Genomic DNA, 17,183 nt, shown 5'->3' with positions numbered 1-17,183 from the left:
CAGATGGCATTTGAGAGCTTAACCGATAAACTTCAGAATGTATTTAAAAACTTGAGAAAAAAAGGCCGTCTGACCGAAGCCGATGTAAAAGCAGCGCTGAAAGAAGTAAAAATGGCACTTCTGGAGGCTGATGTAAGCTTCAAGGTGGTAAAACAGTTCATGAAATCCGTCCAGGAGCGGGCAGTAGGTGCTGACGTCATGTCAGGATTGAATCCGGGCCAGATGGTGATCAAGATTGTAAATGAAGAGCTGGTCAATCTGATGGGCAGCGAAACTGCAGAGCTTTTGTTAAAGCCGGGAAGTGAGATAACTGTTATCATGATGGTTGGTCTCCAGGGTGCAGGTAAAACAACCACAACCGCGAAGCTGGCCGGCAAGCTGAAGTCAAAAGGACGTAAACCTCTCCTCGCAGCATGTGACGTATACCGTCCGGCAGCTATCACGCAGTTACAGGTGAACGGAGAAAAGCAGGGCGTGGAAGTATTTTCCATGGGCGATAAGCAGAACCCTGTGAATATTGCCAAGGCAGCATACGAGCATGCGAAAAAAGAAAAATTCAATGTTTTGATTCTGGATACCGCAGGCCGTCTTCACATTGATGAAGATATGATGAAAGAGCTTGCAGACATCAAGGAAGCCCTTGAAGTGGACCAGACTGTTCTGGTAGTTGATGCCATGACCGGTCAGGACGCAGTAAATGTGGCAGAGACCTTTGGAGAGAAAGTCGGCATTGACGGCGTAGTTCTTACAAAATTGGACGGCGATGCCAGAGGCGGTGCGGCATTATCCATCAGGGCAATCACCGGTAAACCCATTTTATTCGTAGGTATGGGAGAGAAACTTTCGGATCTGGAACAGTTCTATCCGGACCGTATGGCATCCCGTATTCTGGGAATGGGCGATGTGATGAGCCTGATTGAGAAGGCACAGGCCAATCTGGATGAAGAAAAAGCCAAGGAGATGGAGCAGAAGTTCCGGAAGAATTCCTTTGGTTTTGACGATTATCTGGAGAGCATGAACCAGATGAAAAACATGGGCGGCTTATCCAGTGTACTGAACATGATACCGGGTATGGGCAGTCAGATAAAAGATATCGACAGCATGGTAGATGAGAAAGATATGGCAAGAAAAGAAGCCATGATCTTATCCATGACACCCAGAGAGCGCTCTCATCCGGAGATCCTGAACCCATCCAGAAAAGCGAGAATCGCCAAAGGGGCAGGAGTGGATATGGCGGAAGTCAACCGTCTGGTCAAACAGTTTGAACAGGCCAAGAAAATGATGAAACAGATGCCCGGACTTATGGGCGGCAAAGGTGGTAAAAGAGGAAAATTCAAACTTCCCTTTTAACATATAGAAGAAAAAAACCAGGAGGTGAATGAGATGGCAGTAAAAATCAGATTAAGAAGAATGGGACAGAAAAAGGCTCCTTTCTATAGAATCATCGTTGCAGATTCCAAATCCCCGAGAGATGGTAAATTCATCGAAGAGATTGGAACATATGATCCGAACCAGGACCCAAGCGTTTACAAAGTAGACGAGGAAGCAGCAAAGAAGTGGCTTGCTAACGGTGCACAGCCGACAGAAGTTGTTGCTAAAATCTTAAAAGCGGCTGGTATCGAAAAATAGGATTCCGGGAGGTAGCTTGTAATGAAAGAATTAGTAGAAGTAATTGCAAAGTCTCTTGTAGATTATCCGGATGAAGTTGCGGTAACAGAAACAGAAGAGGACAATGCCGTTCTGGTAGAGCTGAAAGTGGCTCCGGCAGATATGGGCAAAGTCATCGGCCGTCAGGGAAGAATTGCCAAGGCAATCCGTACCGTAGTGAAAGCTGCATCTTCCAAAAGCGACAAAAAAGTAGTCGTAGATATTTTACAATAACTGGACCGGCTGCCTTTCGGGGCGGCTTTCGGTACAGGCGAGGAATACGGCGGATGATATCCGTTCTGTGTAAGCGGGAGCTGTCGCGGTAAATTTTACTGCATCAGCCCCCTTTTTTCATTACAAAGAGGACCGCAATAACGTGATGTTTTATAATAGGAAGGAATTTGATCATGGAAGATTTATTACAGGCAGGTGTGATCACCACCACCCACGGAATCCGCGGGGAGGTCAAGGTATATCCCACCACTGATGATGTGCATAGATTTGAAGACCTGGACAGCGTATTGCTGGATACAGGCAGGGAGTATATAGAACTGGAAATTGAGAATGTCAAATATTTTAAACAGTACGCGATCCTGAAATTCAAAGGAATCAACAACATCAATGACATAGAGAAATACAAAGGCAGAAGTCTTTATGTGACCAGAGACCAGGCCATTCCCCTGGATGAGGACGAGTATTACATTGCAGATCTTATCGGACTTGATGTTTACCTGGAAAACGGAGAGAAATTCGGTGTCCTGAAGGATGTGATGGAGACCGGAGCCAATGACGTTTATATTGTAGAGACAGGGGAAGGGAAAGAAGTGCTGCTCCCTGCCATACACGAGTGTATTCTGGATGTGGATATTGAAGAAAACAGGATGGAGATACATCTGATGGACGGACTTCTGGATTAAACAGGTGACTGCTTTGGCGGCTGATTAGATACAGATATTATTTGTGCTGCTTTTGGGCAGCGGAATGGAGATTACAATGAATTTTCATGTGTTGACCCTATTTCCGGATATGGTGCGGCAGGGGCTGGATACCAGCATCATCGGCCGGGCCATGAAGGAGAAACATATATCTCTGGAGACAGTCAATATCCGGGATTTTTCCGATAATAAACATAACAGGGTGGATGACTACCCATATGGCGGAGGCGCCGGTATGGTCATGCAGGCAGAGCCGGTTTACCGGGCCTATTGTTCCGTTGCCGGGAAATCCCTGGCGGCAGAAAAGGGCAGAAAACCCCGCTGTATTTATCTGACACCACAGGGAAAGGTATTTAACCAGACAATGGTGGAGGATTTTGCCCAGGAGGAGGAGCTTATCTTTCTCTGCGGGCATTATGAAGGCATAGATGAGCGTGTCCTGGAGGAAATCGTGACGGATTATGTTTCCATTGGAGATTATGTGCTCACCGGCGGGGAACTGGCTTCTATGGTTATGATCGATGCCATTTCACGTTTTGTACCGGGCGTTTTGAGCAACGAGGAATCTGCCCAGTTTGAATCCATGCAGGACAACTTGCTGGAATATCCTCATTTTACGCGGCCTGAGACCTGGCATGATAAAAAGGTGCCAAAGGTTCTGCTGACCGGTGACCATAATAAAATTGAAGCCTGGAGATGGGAGCAGTCCCTCAGGCGCACAAAAGAGAGGAGACCGGATCTTATGGAGAAAAACAAGACCCTGACCGTGGCGTATTTCAGCCCCACAGAAGGAACAAAACATGCAGCGGAGATGCTGGCCGGTATGCTGTCACAAAATCCACAGTATCTGGATTTGACAAGAAGAAAATTGAGAAAACAAAAACACAGCTTTACAGAGAAGGACCTGCTGCTTGCCGCAGCGCCTGTCTATGGCGGACAGCTACCCAGATTGCATGAGGCGCTGTTTACAAACCTGCAGGGGTCCCATACGCCGTGTATTTTAATGGCAGCATACGGCAACCGCCATTATGACCATACACTGGCGCAGATGAAGAAAATACTGGAGGACAGGGGATTTTACTGCATTGGAGCAGTGGCGCCTGTAATTCCTCATATTTATTCCGATAAACTGGGAACCGGACGCCCGGATGAGGAAGATATGCAGATTTTCCGCAAGTTTGCGGTGACAGTAAAGAAACGGCTGGAGGAGGAGTTCCATGGCCCCGTCGAGCTTCCCGGAGAAGCTGAACCGGAACCAAAGCAGATGAAACCGGTGGCAAAATTCTGGGATGGGGATAAGTGCAATGGCTGCCAGGCCTGTGTGCAGAAATGTCCGGTTGCCGCCATCGATAAGGAGACCTATGAGGTGGATGAAAGTCTGTGCATCAACTGTATGAGATGTGCGAGAGTCTGTCCTGCCAAAGCCAGAAGCTATGACTGTGGGGAGGTTCAGAAATATCTGGAATCCAATTATACGGAGAGACGTGAAATAGAGTGGTTTTAATTCAGTGAAAGCACTGGAGGCATAGTATTAAACTCTGCTTCCGGTGCTTTTTTTGTGAAGCTTGTCTGTTGTTTTCACTTGCGTCACATATTAGCGTCAGAATAGTCATCCGGAAGGCTGCTGCCAGGTTCCGGGTCCCCGTGAAGCCGGTTGATTTGAACCAGGCACATTAACAGAATTCCGAACATGGAGCCGACCAGGAATGATACAGCGATAAAAACGATCATAGGATAAACCCAGCCCTTCTTTTATAATATTTGTGAACAGGTATTCTAATATATATTATATTGCAAATATGGGATGTTTATTCAGTAATAAGAATATTAGATGGATAATCTGACAGATTTATATTTACAATAAATTATCTGGAACCAGTGAAGGGGAAAGTTTTGAAGTTATTTTACTGCCTTTAAATATGAGGTGATGATGTCGATCAAAAAGGTGCGTTTATCCGAGGGGCAGGTTTCAATCAGTATTTTGATAGAGTTTAAATCATTCAGAGCCTTCTGTTCTCCAAAGAGCAGGTAGTCAATATTAATATGCAGTGCGGATTTCAGCTTACACAGAGTGTCCACGGACATCCCCTTTTGTCCCAGTTCCAAATCATAACAGAAGCGTGGTGTGATATCCGCCTTTTCAGCCAGTTCCTCCCGGGTATATCCCAGTAATTCCCGTTGCTGCTGTATCCTTTTTCCTACATAAACTTTGTCAATTTCCTTCATTTTTTGTCCTCCGTATATTTTATTTATGGAAAAATATCCCTTTGACTACGATACCAGAAATAAAACGGTAAAAAATGAACTGTAAGGAGATAAAAAATGTGCTCAAGGTTCGTTTTCATTACTGCTATAAGAAGATAAAATCTAAGTTACAATAAAATGTAATTTTTTTACAGGCACTTTTTAACTGGTTATTATAGATAGTATTCTGAAAGTGCTGTTTTTTATGCAAATGGGACGTCGAAAAAAATTGCTTTATGAAGTGCTGTGTCGTTCGTGAGGCTGCCGCAGATGCGTGTGCTGCGTTCTGCCCCCGGCAGAATGGGATTTTCATTACGTGAGAAAGAAAAATGGCGTAGCGGTTCAGTTATGTTAATATGACGAATGGAAGGGGAATGATTCATGGATTATTTTTTAAAAAGCCGGATAACATAAGGAAATATGCCGGCTTTTGTGTTTATTTAAAGAGAAAACGGAACCTGTTGGAAATATTTTAGATTAATCCGAAAACAGATGTATAACAAAAGATGCATCCTGTTGCTTGACATAATATGTCAAACGCGTTAGAATGTACAGGAACAAAGGAATAAATAAGTGATTATTGGCTGGCGCTCCGTGTCGATACAGCCCTAGAATTACAGGGTGGAGTGGTCAGCTTTTCCTATACGGCTGGGATGAATGTACAAAGTTTTCGTATGATCGTATAAAATAATTCTGCCGATTGCTGCGAAAAGCGGCAAAATCATTGAGGGATTTGGGAGTTAGTTATGTATCAGAAAAATGGAAGTAGTTGGTTAAAGCATTTGGATTTCATCATACTGGATTTAATCTGTATGGAAGTTTCATTTCTGCTGAGTTATGTCTTTAGAAACGGGAAAATGTTCCGGCTGTCCGATGATAATTATCGTGATGTGGAGATTATCCTGCTTTTTATCTTTTTTGTCGTTGTTTTTTTCAATGAAAGTTACAGCGGTATTTTGAGGAGAGGCTATTTTAAAGAGTTTGTGGCTGTATTTAAACATGTGACTTATATTATAGCTACTATGCTGGTGTATTTGTTTTTTGTGAAGCAGTCCTCTACATATTCCCGCGTTATTTTTATCAGCATGTGGGGCATTTATATTGTGTTGTCCTATGTTACAAGACTGGCGTGGAAACAGAATATTAAGAGAAGAGTGGATAAGCAGGAAGGGAAGCGTTCTCTGCTGCTGGTGACGTCTGCGGATGTGGCATCTGAAGTGGTGAAGACTATCCTGAGGAATAATTTTGAGAATTTATACCTGGATGGGATTGCTATTATAGATGTGCATATGACCGGCAAGAAGATTCTGGGTGTGCCTGTTGTGGCGGATAAGGACAGTATGGTTTCTTATATCCAGAAGAACTGGGTGGATGAAGTGTTTTTCAATCCTTCAGAGGAGACGGTTATACCGAATGAGATGATAAAGAGCTGCGCCAGCATGGGCGTGACGATACATATGAAGCTGGCTAAGCTGGAAGTGCTGGGCAATAACCAGATCGTGGAGAAAATGGCAGGATATACTGTGCTTTCCAGCAGTATTAAAATGGCTTCACCCAGGGATATGTTTTTGAAAAGGGCTATGGATATTGTCGGGGGATTTGTCGGTGTTCTGATGACAGGGATATTGACTGTATTTATTGCGCCCATTATTAAGATAAAATCACCGGGACCCGTGTTCTTTTCCCAGATTCGGGTTGGAAAGAATGGGAAGAAGTTTAAGATTTATAAATTCCGTTCTATGTATATGGATGCCGAGGCGCGGAAAAAAGAGCTGATGGAGAAGAATAAGATTCAGGATGGCCTGATGTTTAAGATGGATAATGATCCCAGAATCATTAAAGGAATCGGGAATTTTATCCGAAAGACTTCTCTGGATGAGTTTCCGCAGTTTTGGAATGTTCTGAAAGGTGATATGAGTCTGGTTGGGACAAGACCGCCGACTGTGGATGAGTGGGAGAAGTATGAGGTGCATCATAGGAAGAGACTGGCAATTAAGCCGGGGATTACCGGGATGTGGCAGGTTAGTGGGAGAAGTGGGATTACGGATTTTGAGAAGGTTGTGGAGTTGGATACCGGGTATATTACGGATTGGAGTTTGGGGTTGGATATGAAGTTGTTGTAGAAGACGGTTTTGGTTGTTTTTAGAGGGGAGGGGTCGATGTGATATTGACTTATTAGATAAGTAATAAATAAATAAAATTCAGTAAGAAATTGAAACGAGAAAAAGTGATTAGAGGATAGAAAATAACAGAGTATAGGAGAGGTAAGCTGTTAGGATATTGATTGAATAGAGAATTACAGATGAATACTACTTTGGGGGATTAGGAAAAGCAATTTGACAATGTGAAACTCATCACCCCAGAGTTTTTTGTATAAAGAAAGTTATTTATAAATGGCCATGTTTAACGGCCATTCAGTGGTAATAAAGTGTTATTAGGAACTGAGTATTACGGTGTAAAAGGGGTCTTCCGTATTATCCGTATACGGTATTGATATTTTATCCGAAAGAAATGGAAATTGCCCAGATTTGCCAGGGAGACAAAGAAATCTTTGTTAAAATGTTTGCCCGTTCCAAGAGCTGCAAATGCCCAAAATGCAGTACTGTTTCCAAACATAGGCACGGAACATATGAAAGAAAGATACAAGACTTTCCAATTTTAGGGAAGAGCACATACCTTTTGGTAAATACATATGAGTATCAGTGTGATAACCCATCCTGTGATATGACTATCTTTGCTGAAAATATTAACGGATTCTTAAACTATTACAGTTGTATGACAGATCGCTGCACAGATTTTATATGCACACTGGCCCAGGAGACAAGCTGCGAGGGCTGTGTGCGAATCTGCCGTGCCATGAATCTAAGAACCAGCGGCGACAGTGTGATTCGTTTACTGGTTAAGAGATATTCCATGCAGCCGGAAGCAGAATGCGGGAGCATCATCGGAGTGGATGACTTTGCGTTTAAGAAGAGGTACACCTATGGGACAATCATTGTAGACGAAGCCACACATCATCCGGTTGCAATTTTGGATGGACGTGACGGCAATACCCTGAAGGAATGGCTCAGTAAGAACAAGCATGTAAAAGCAGTGGCCAGAGACCGGGCAAGTGTCTATTCTTCTGCAATAACCGAGATATTGCCGGATGCCATGCAGATTGCAGACAGATTCCATATCCACCAGAATCTTTTGGAAGCAATAAAAAACACAGTGAATTCCGAACTGCCTGTTGACATCAGGATTCTTTCAGATTATGACAGCAGAGAAAACACCAGTGAGGAAGAAATCGGTAAAAAACGCCATGCTGTGTGGATAATGTCATTGAATATAATGAAAAAAGTGTACAGCTTTATAAGGCAATCTACGAATACGATTCTGCCGGATACAGTAAAAGGCAAATTTCTAAGATGCTGCATTGCAGCAGGAACACGGTGACAAAGTATCTGAATGGGGATTATGAGGCCTTGTGTCGGAAAGATTTCCGTAGCGGCATGGATCAGTTCTACGATTATGTTATCAAGTCATTAAATGCCGGAATCAGCCGGAAAGACGTATACCGCAGCATCCTTGCAAAAGGCTATAAAGGCGGACAGACTGTGGCTTACGACTTTATGAACAAAATTATAGAACGGTTTCAGATTGATATAGCTGTTTACAAGAGTTCTTCTGCTGAAGCAGTGCAAAAAAAGAAAGAATTGCAAAAGTATGACCATATATCCAGAAGCAGTATGTTCCGCTTCCTGTGGATGGGGGCAGAACTTACAGGCAACCATAAGGCATATTTATTGTAGATATACTCAAAACTCAGGGAGCTTATGGCTTACATCCGGGAATTTCGTGAAATATACGAGAAGAAAAATATGGCACTGCTGTATTTGTATATTGGGAAATATAAAACATCAGAATTAAAAAAGATTGCCTGTTTCGCCACAGGTTTGGAAAAAGACCTTGATGCTGTTTAAAATTCAGTGGCCAGTACATTATCGAATGGATTTGTAGAAGGAACTAACAGCAAACTTAAAATAGTAAAACGTACGATGTACGGAAGGTGTAGCAAGTTCCTGTTGGTAGCAAAATTAATGTACGCAGAAGCCTATTTACGGATAATTGCGGAAGAACCATTTTCAAACGGTATATCCATTGTATGATTGGAGATGGAGATAAAATAAGAATGCGTTATAACAAGCATTTGGCATAATAGGAACAAGGAGGTCAAAGGCTGATAAATTCAGTGTTTCGTTCTTGTTTTTTATCCGAGAAAATGAACAAAAGTGAAATAGCCCTGTTTTTATAGGGCCATTCTGTTGAAGTCAATATGCATTAAAAATTGATTATGAAGGATAAAGATAAAATGAAAATAGCGATGCTAGGACATAAACGTATTCCTTCACGTGAAGGTGGAATAGAAATTGTTGTAGAGGAATTATCTACACGTATGATTAAAATGGGACATGAGGTTACTTGCTATAATCGCAAAGGACATCATGTGAGTGGAAAAAAATTTGATGATAAAAAATTAAATTTATTCAAGGGCGTTAAGTTGAAGGAAGTTTTTACGATTGATAAAAAAGGTTTAGCTGCAATGTCGGCGTCAGTAAGCGCATCGTTTCGTGCTGCTTTTGGAAAGTATGATGTTGTTCATTTTCATGCAGAGGGACCATGTGCAATGTTATGGCTTCCCAAATTGTTAGGAAAGAACTGTATTGCTACAATACATGGATTAGATCATCAGCGTGCAAAATGGGGTAGATTTGCTAGTACATATATCATGCTGGGCGAAAAAGTCGCTGTAAAGTATGCAGATGAGATTATTGTTTTGTCGGAAGGCGTACAAAATTATTTTATGAAAACCTATGGTCGCAAGACAAGGTTTATTCCTAATGGAGTTAATCGCCCGAAGATAAGAGCCGCAAATGAAATTTCATCTCGATGGGGATTAGAAAAGGATTCTTATTTTTTATTTCTAGGACGTATCGTTCCAGAAAAAGGATTGAGTTATTTGGTAGAAGCTTTTAAAGACGTGAAGACAGATAAAAAACTTGTGATAGCAGGTGGTAGCTCAGATACAGAAGTGTTTATGAATGAACTTAAAGAAATGGCGAAAAGTGATAGACGAATTGTTTTTACAGGATTTGTACAGGGAACAGTGTTAGACGAGCTTTATAGTAATGCATATAGCTATACATTACCGTCAGATCTTGAAGGAATGCCTTTGAGCTTGCTAGAAGCGATGAGTTATGGGAATTGTTGTGTAGTAAGTGATATTGCTGAATGTTCAACAGTTGTAGAAGATAAAGCAGTAATATTCAAAAAGAGTGATGTGAAAAGCCTATATTTGGCATTGCAAAAACTCTGCGATGATACTGAATTGGTGCATTATTATAAAGATAAAGCGGCGGAGTTCATTTTGACAAAATACAATTGGGACAATGTAGTAGAGAAAACTATTGAATTATACAATGGAAGAGGTTAGAAAATGAAAGTATTGATGATTAATAAATTTCTGTATCCCAATGGAGGATCAGAAACATACATTTTCAAAATAGGTGAATATCTTCAAGAACATGGACATGAGGTTCAGTTTTTTGGAATGGAACACCAAGGTAGATGTGTAAACAATCGCGTAGAAGCATACACCAGTGATATGGATTTTCATGGTGGTTCTAAATTTAGCAAATTAACTTATCCTATTAAGACGATTTATTCTTCAGAAGCCCGGAAGAAGATTCGTTTAGTTTTAGATGATTTTCAACCAGATGTATGTCATATCAATAATTTTAATTATCAATTAACACCAAGCATTATACTTGAGATTCAGAAGTGGAGAAAACAAACTGGACATAGCTGTAAAATAGTTTTTACAGCTCATGATTATCAGTTAATATGCCCTAATCATATGATGAATAACCCAAATACACATGAGAATTGTGAAAAGTGTGTTGGTGGTCATTTTATTAACTGTGCTAAAGGAAAATGTATTCACGGATCAACTGCTAAATCAGCAATTGGAACCATGGAAGCATCATTCTGGAAAATAAATGGAGCTTATAAATATATTGATTCAATGATATGTTGTTCTAAATTTATGAAGACAAAGATGGATACTAATCCATTGTTTGCAAAGAAAACAATTGCACTTCATAATTTTATTGATAAGGTTGAGGGGAAAGATACTCAGAAGAAAAACTATGTTTTATATTTTGGTAGGTTTTCTGAGGAGAAAGGCATAGGTACACTGATTAAGGTATGTAAAGAACTGCCAGATGTTCAGTTCGTTTTTGCTGGGACAGGACCACTTGAGAAGGAAATGAGCAATATTTCCAATATAAAAAATGTTGGATTTAAAACGGGAGAAGAACTTAAAACACTTATATGTGAAGCAAGATTTTCTGTTTATCCATCAGAGTGGTATGAAAATTGTCCATTTTCAGTGATGGAAAGTCAGATGTATGGAACACCTGTAGTTGGTGCAAATATTGGTGGGATTCCTGAATTGATTCAAGAAGGAAAAACTGGAGAATTATTCGAAAGTGGAAACATTACTGCATTGAAAAAAATAGTTAGAAAACTTTGGAATGAGAAAGAACTTACGGATAAATATAGTGAAAATTGTTCGGAAATTAATTTTGATAATGTTGAACAATATTGTGACAAGTTATTAAAAATATATATTGGAAAAAATAAAGGAGCAAGTAACATGAAGAAATCAACCGATAAACAGACAAAAAAATTAAATGGTACTTTAATTGTTACATATAGATGTAATGCGCGTTGTAATATGTGCAATCGTTACAAAGCACCATCCAAACCAGAGGAAGAAATATCACTTGAGACAATAAAAAAGTTACCTCTAATGTATTTCACCAACATTACAGGTGGTGAACCATTTATTAGAACTGATTTAAAAGATATTGTAAGGGAACTTTACAAAAAAAGTGATCGTATTGTTATCTCAACAAATGGTTTCTTTACCGATCGAATTGTAGATTTATGCAAGGAGTTTCCTAATATAGGTATTCGTATTTCTATTGAAGGTCTTGAAGATACGAATAATAAAATTCGTGGATTAGATGATGGGTTTAATAAAGGATATACAACTTTGAAAAAGCTTCGAGAGATGGGTATGAAGGATGTTGGATTTGGAATGACTGTTCAGGATGCAAATTGTAAAGACTTGGTTCCTCTTTATAAATTATCTGATGAGATGGGAATGGAATTTGCAACTGCTTCATTACATAACTCCTTCTATTTCGTAGAAGCTAAAAATATTATTAAAAACAGACCTATGGTTGCTAAGCAGTTTGAAAAACTTGTTAATGAATTACTAAAATCAAATAGTCCTAAGAAATGGTTTAGAGCATATTTCAATCATGGCTTAATTAACTATATTTATGGACAGAAGAGATTACTTCCATGCGATATGAGTTTTGATACATTCTTTATTGATCCTTACGGCGATGTAATGCCATGCAATGGAACTAGAGATAAAGAAGTTATGGGGAATCTTAATGAACAGGGGTGGAATGAACTTTGGAATAGTAAAGAAGCAGAAGAAGTAAGAAATAAAGTAAAATGTTGCGATAGAGATTGCTGGATGATTGGTTCTGTATCTCCAGCAATGCATAAATATATTTGGAAACCTGCTTTATGGGTTGTTAAGCATAAGTTCTTGAGATTTTTTAAGACAAAAAAATACTCAATGTATGAGAATAAAATTGTAAGAGATTATAAGACTGGAGTTGTGACAAAGGAAGAGCTTGATAAATGCAGTACTTGTGATATGTATGCAACTATTAATAATGGATTGAGTGCTACAAGTTTGGAATTGTTGAAGGATAGATCTGGAGAAGAAATTGTAGATGCTGATATTGCGGAGCAGATGAAGAAGTAAATAGAAATACGATAAAGGGGAATTGGACAGGAAAATTACATGAAAATAAACATAAATAATTCGTATATAAACTTAATCTTGTTGTTTCCTTTGTTTACTTTATTTCAAAGTTACATAGGACCAATTAATAAGATATTATTTATTTTGCTAATGACAGTGCAGATGACGATGTACTTAAGAAGAGGAATAAGTGCTCGTTTTTTTGCTTTGCTTTCGATAGTAATGTTAATGGAGTGTATAGCACTATTTTCGACATCATTTCCGTTACAAAGCATAAATGATATTTTTTATTTTCCGTTTATAGTAATATTTTATAATTTTATATGTGAAAATGGTGCGTTTTTCTATGATCTAGCGGTGAAAAACATAAAAAGTATAAAGCGCATTATTTATTTGTGGTCATTTTTTATAGTTGTGTCAATTGCATTTCCTTTATCATATACCCAGGTCTGGGGAGGAGGTACATATTTTGCCTCGTTTACCGGGGATCCATTTAGATTGTGCCCTACTGCATTTTATATTTTGGCGTTAATTCTAATGGTAATGATGATTGAAAAGAATAGAAAAATGTTTTGGTTTTCAATTATTCCTATGTTTTGTTTCTTTTCTTCAGGATCACGTACATATCTTTTAGTAGGTTTACTTCTTTTTCTAATAGTATGGTATAAATTTTTTTACAATAAACATATGTTTTGCTTGAGCTTATTGCCACTGGTTTTGTTGTTCCTTGTATTTTTAGTAAATTCATCAATGATGCAAAAAATAGCAGCTACTTCATACTCAAGTAATAGCTACTTTGATCTTTGGGGAACTGTCACAAGTGGAAGATCAATTTTTTGGGAAGCTGACATTAATGCTTTTAGAAACGGAAGCCTTTGGAATAAACTGTTAGGGTTTGGATTCAATTTTGTATATGAAGTAAATAAAACTGCTATTGGAGCTAAAATCTGGGCACATAATGATTTTATACAGCTATTACTTACATATGGGGTACTGGGAATTCTGCTATATCTAAAAGTGATTTATAGCTTGTTTAGAAGAAGACTCTGGAAGATGAGTGAAAAAAAGTGGGTAGTTTATTTCGTTTTTTTTATTTGGTTTTTTACGGCTAATATGAATATGTTTTACACATATTTATGTACAGTTTTAGGTTATGTATTCCTAATAGAGAGTTTGACGAAAATAAAGCAAACAGATGAAGAAAAATGAGGAGAGCGTTGAATGGAAAAAGAGTTATTATCAATTATTGTACCAGTTTATAACACTCCGACTAAATATGTAAAAGCGTGCCTGAACTCGATTTGTTCTCTTACAGATATTGATTTTATGATTTACTTGATAGATGATGGATCACAAGAGAAAAATAGTTTGGTGTATAAAAATCTTGTATCTCGATATTACGCAACGAGAGTAGAGTATTGCTATCAAAGAAATGCTGGAGTTAGTTCTGCAAGAAATTACGGTTTATCAATAGCCAAAGGAAAGTATGTAATGTTTGTCGATTCTGATGATATTATTATTTCTTCTGCGATCAAAAAGGATGATTTTTCCATACCAGCTGATATAATTGTTTATGATACGTGCTTCATAAAAAACGGGATAAGCTATTCGAATAAAGAATTCAATTCTTTAAAAGGTTTTATTGATAATCAAGAATTGTATGAATGTTTAATTCGCAAAAAATCTATGCATGGTCCTTGTGCAAAACTGTATCAGCTGGAATTTTTGAGAAAAAATAGAACTCAGTTTGCTACAGATTTTATTCATGGTGAGGATGCTATGTTTAATCTAGATTTGCTTGATGCAGGAGCAGATATATTTTACATTGATCGAGAACTATATATATATAACTATTCTGCATCTACTTTGGATGAGCGATGGATACAGAAACCAGATATCACATTTGAGAATATGGTGGCTCTTTATAAGCGAAAACAAGAAGGACTAAGTGATTTTTTCTGTGAAAGCAAAAAAAAAGATGACTTATTATTATTTCTATTTGATCAACTGGTAAAAGATTTTTTTTCGGCTAGAGTAGTCTTGAATAGTGATAGATATAAGCAGTATTCGTTGATTAAAGCAAAGATTAGAGTGTTTCTTAAGAATAATATAGATTTGGCGTCTCGCTTGACGTTTTATAGTAAATTAAAATTGTATTTGATTATAATAGACAATGACTTAATCTTTTGGGCTATAACGAAAATTAGAACATGCGTCGTGCATTAATAGGAGAGTTTACAAATATGAAGAAGTATGCTTTTTATTTACCTCAGTATCATGAAATACCTGAGAATAATGAATGGTGGGGGAAAGGTTTTACAGAGTGGGTTAATGTTAGAAAAGCCAATCCCTTATATAAAAGTCATAAACAGCCTAAGGTTCCCCTGAATAATAACTATTATTCACTAGAAGATAGTGGAACTATGAAATGGCAAGCTGATCTGGCCTCTCGATATGGTATAGATGGGATGATTTTTTATCATTATTATTTTTCCGGGAGAAAGTTGTTAGAAAAACCTGCAGAGATACTTATCCAGAATCTAGATATTCCAATGAAGTTTTTTTTCTGTTGGGCAAACCACAGTTGGTTTCGTACATGGGAGGGTTCAAAAAAACTTCTTGTAGAACAGACATATGGAGGAGAAACACAATGGGAAGAGCATTTTCAATACTTACTTCTGTTTTTTAAAGATGTTAGGTATGTAAAGCGAGATAATAAACCGTTGTTTATGTTGTTCAAATCTGATTTCAAAGAAAAGAATGAATACATAGAATACCTGAATAAACGTTGTATCGATATGGGATTTGCAGGCATTTCACTGATTGAAACCTTTGAACAGTCAGCACCTAAAAAACTGGATTCTTTTCAGGAACAGTTAAGTAAATATACCGAATTTGTGCATCTTAGAGAACCTGGGACATCATTGAATGCGCTTAGAAGTCGGCCGTCATATTTTGCACATCGACTTGCTAATAAAATAGGCAAATTTTCTAGAAAACTGGGAAATTCTTATGTGGAAATATATTCTGGAGAAAAAGTGTTCAAATTGATGACTAATATAAAATGCGATACGACCAGATACATTAGAGGATTGTTTTTTGAATGGGATAATACCCCACGCCATGATTACAGAGGCTATTTAGTAACACCACCAACAAAAGAAATGTTTTTTGAGTATATGGATTCCATTTGTGAAGCTGAGTATGTGTTCATAAATGCTTGGAATGAATGGTGTGAGGGTATGATGCTAGAACCTACTGAAGAAAATCAGTATAAATATCTTGAGTGGATTAAGGAGTGGTCTGAAAAATATGAAAATAGGACTGATTGGATTTGAATTTGAATCTGCGAATAAGGGTTGTGAAGCCTTGGTTTATTCTTTTATTTCTATAATTAAGGATTGGTTAGCACCAGAGGATTTTATTTATAATTTTTCTGGTACGAATTTAGGAGTGGTGCCAGATTATTTTGGTGATATAAATTTTGTTAATGTTTATCCCAAAATTAAGGATTTAAAGCTTAAATATATTCGTACATTGCTGTCTTGTGACGTTATTTTCGATGTAACAATGGGTGATAGTTTTTCTGATATTTATTCTGAGAAATACTTTAAGGAACTAGTCCGCCACAAAAAACTTGCACAATTTTGTTGTAAGAATTACGTTTTGTTGCCACAGACATATGGACCATTTATTAATAAAGTTTCTAGTGATATGGCGTCGACTATTCTAAAAAAAGCGTCATCCGTGTTTTCAAGAGATGAAATGTCTAAAAAGATGCTGGAGAAAACGTTCAAAATCACCGATGTAAAACTTGTATCTGATATGGCTTTTGTCTTGCCGTATGAAAAAAGTGCTAAGAGTGATAATAAGAAAAAACGCATTGGTATAAATGTGTCTGGAATGTTGTATAAAGGTGGGTTTAATTCAGAAAATCAATTTGATTTAGTTTTGGATTATAAAAAATTTATTAGTATCATTATAGAAAGATTGATAGATAATTATGAAGTTCATCTTATTCCGCATGTAATTGATTTGATAGAAAACGCTTATGATGATGATTATAGAATTTGTAAAAAGTTGAATAACGAGTATCCAATGACTAGACTAGCATCTGCATTCGTGACACCTATAGATGCGAAAAATTATATTAGTCAAATGGATATTTTTGTTGGTGCTAGAATGCACGCGACTATAGCTGCATTCTCTTCTGGGGTTGTGACTATTCCTGTGTCATATAGTCGGAAGTTTGAAGGATTATATGGCAGTTTAAATTATCCTTATGTAATTAATGGGAAGTATGAAACTACTGAGAGTGCAGTTGAAAAAACCATTGAATATATAAATAATTGTACGTATCTTCAGGTTGCTCAGCGTGCATCGATGGAGATAATAGAAAAGAAGAATGCGCTTTTATTAAATGAAATGTGCGAAATAATGAAGAACTTACGTTGAGGAGAAAG

General features: G+C 38.0%; 17 protein-coding genes and 3 pseudogenes. 18 read left to right on the top strand and 2 right to left on the bottom strand.

The window, feature by feature from the left end:
* The first annotated feature begins 3 nt into the window (after positions 1-3).
* The 6 genes and pseudogenes from ffh to V8Q34_RS18070 all read left to right on the top strand — a co-directional run bounded on the left by ffh (position 4) and on the right by V8Q34_RS18070 (position 4,086).
* Positions 4-1,350 (top strand): signal recognition particle protein, encoded by a 1,347-nt coding sequence (gene ffh, locus V8Q34_RS18095; protein ID WP_033142799.1) that lies wholly within the window; start codon positions 4-6, stop codon positions 1,348-1,350.
* 33 nt (positions 1,351-1,383) lie between these two features.
* Entirely contained in the window at positions 1,384-1,629 is a 246-nt protein-coding gene (gene rpsP, locus V8Q34_RS18090) for a 30S ribosomal protein S16 (protein ID WP_033142800.1), read from the top strand.
* Positions 1,630-1,650: 21 nt separating this feature from the next.
* Positions 1,651-1,881: a KH domain-containing protein gene (locus tag V8Q34_RS18085; RefSeq protein ID WP_018597481.1), complete on the top strand. Its 231-nt coding sequence runs from the start codon at positions 1,651-1,653 to the stop codon at positions 1,879-1,881.
* Positions 1,882-2,054: 173 nt separating this feature from the next.
* Entirely contained in the window at positions 2,055-2,564 is a 510-nt protein-coding gene (rimM, locus tag V8Q34_RS18080; RefSeq protein WP_033142801.1) for a ribosome maturation factor RimM, read from the top strand.
* A 76-nt stretch (positions 2,565-2,640) separates the two neighbouring features.
* A pseudogene (gene trmD / locus V8Q34_RS18075) lies at positions 2,641-3,333 on the top strand (tRNA (guanosine(37)-N1)-methyltransferase TrmD); the annotation flags it as partial.
* Positions 3,325-4,086: a 4Fe-4S binding protein gene (locus V8Q34_RS18070; RefSeq protein WP_335836068.1), complete on the top strand. Its 762-nt coding sequence runs from the start codon at positions 3,325-3,327 to the stop codon at positions 4,084-4,086. The pseudogene trmD and the gene V8Q34_RS18070, both read left to right, overlap by 9 nt.
* Before the next feature lie 83 nt (positions 4,087-4,169).
* Here the strand turns inward: V8Q34_RS18070 and V8Q34_RS18065 are convergent, their stop codons facing one another.
* On the bottom strand, positions 4,170-4,313 hold the full coding sequence (locus V8Q34_RS18065; protein ID WP_118594115.1) for a DUF3789 domain-containing protein: 144 nt from the start codon (positions 4,311-4,313) through the stop codon (positions 4,170-4,172).
* A 168-nt stretch (positions 4,314-4,481) separates the two neighbouring features.
* Positions 4,482-4,808, bottom strand: a complete 327-nt coding sequence (locus tag V8Q34_RS18060; protein ID WP_033142803.1) for a helix-turn-helix domain-containing protein — start codon at positions 4,806-4,808, stop codon at positions 4,482-4,484.
* Positions 4,809-5,572: 764 nt separating this feature from the next.
* On the opposite strand from V8Q34_RS18060, the gene V8Q34_RS18055 reads away from it, so the two are divergent.
* The 12 genes and pseudogenes from V8Q34_RS18055 (at position 5,573) to V8Q34_RS18005 (ending at position 17,175) form a co-directional block, all read left to right on the top strand.
* Complete coding sequence (locus tag V8Q34_RS18055; protein ID WP_335836043.1) at positions 5,573-6,949, top strand: sugar transferase; 1,377 nt, start codon at positions 5,573-5,575, stop codon at positions 6,947-6,949.
* Between the two features lie 388 nt (positions 6,950-7,337).
* Positions 7,338-7,478: pseudogene (locus tag V8Q34_RS18050) on the top strand (ISL3 family transposase); the annotation flags it as partial.
* Positions 7,479-7,505: 27 nt separating this feature from the next.
* The gene (locus V8Q34_RS18045; RefSeq protein WP_335836067.1) at positions 7,506-8,264 is read left to right on the top strand and encodes a transposase; all 759 of its coding nucleotides are present in this window, start codon (positions 7,506-7,508) and stop codon (positions 8,262-8,264) included.
* A complete protein-coding gene (locus V8Q34_RS18040; protein ID WP_335836042.1) occupies positions 8,261-8,620 on the top strand; it encodes a hypothetical protein in 360 nt (119 codons plus the stop codon). The genes V8Q34_RS18045 and V8Q34_RS18040 overlap by 4 nt, the downstream gene beginning before the upstream one ends.
* A 177-nt stretch (positions 8,621-8,797) precedes the next feature.
* Positions 8,798-8,977: a transposase gene (locus tag V8Q34_RS27560; protein ID WP_418436094.1), complete on the top strand. Its 180-nt coding sequence runs from the start codon at positions 8,798-8,800 to the stop codon at positions 8,975-8,977.
* A 203-nt stretch (positions 8,978-9,180) separates the two neighbouring features.
* On the top strand, positions 9,181-10,302 hold the full coding sequence (locus V8Q34_RS18035) for a glycosyltransferase family 4 protein (RefSeq protein ID WP_335836041.1): 1,122 nt from the start codon (positions 9,181-9,183) through the stop codon (positions 10,300-10,302).
* Positions 10,303-10,305: 3 nt separating this feature from the next.
* A pseudogene (locus V8Q34_RS18030) lies at positions 10,306-11,379 on the top strand (glycosyltransferase); the annotation flags it as partial.
* Between the two features lie 147 nt (positions 11,380-11,526).
* Positions 11,527-12,720: a radical SAM protein gene (locus V8Q34_RS18025; protein ID WP_335836066.1), complete on the top strand. Its 1,194-nt coding sequence runs from the start codon at positions 11,527-11,529 to the stop codon at positions 12,718-12,720.
* A gap of 39 nt (positions 12,721-12,759) precedes the next feature.
* Positions 12,760-13,929: an O-antigen ligase family protein gene (locus tag V8Q34_RS18020; protein ID WP_335836040.1), complete on the top strand. Its 1,170-nt coding sequence runs from the start codon at positions 12,760-12,762 to the stop codon at positions 13,927-13,929.
* Between the two features lie 12 nt (positions 13,930-13,941).
* A complete protein-coding gene (locus V8Q34_RS18015; RefSeq protein WP_335836039.1) occupies positions 13,942-14,946 on the top strand; it encodes a glycosyltransferase family 2 protein in 1,005 nt (334 codons plus the stop codon).
* A gap of 17 nt (positions 14,947-14,963) precedes the next feature.
* Entirely contained in the window at positions 14,964-16,058 is a 1,095-nt protein-coding gene (locus tag V8Q34_RS18010; RefSeq protein WP_335836038.1) for a glycosyltransferase WbsX family protein, read from the top strand.
* Entirely contained in the window at positions 16,033-17,175 is a 1,143-nt protein-coding gene (locus V8Q34_RS18005; protein WP_335836037.1) for a polysaccharide pyruvyl transferase family protein, read from the top strand. The genes V8Q34_RS18010 and V8Q34_RS18005 overlap by 26 nt, the downstream gene beginning before the upstream one ends.
* The last annotated feature ends 8 nt before the right edge of the window (positions 17,176-17,183 follow it).

Origin of the sequence: Blautia sp. JLR.GB0024 (assembly GCF_037000545.1) — a bacterium.
Taxonomy (GTDB): Bacteria; Bacillota; Clostridia; order Lachnospirales; family Lachnospiraceae; genus Blautia; species Blautia celeris.
This window is presented reverse-complemented; position numbering and strand designations above follow the sequence as displayed.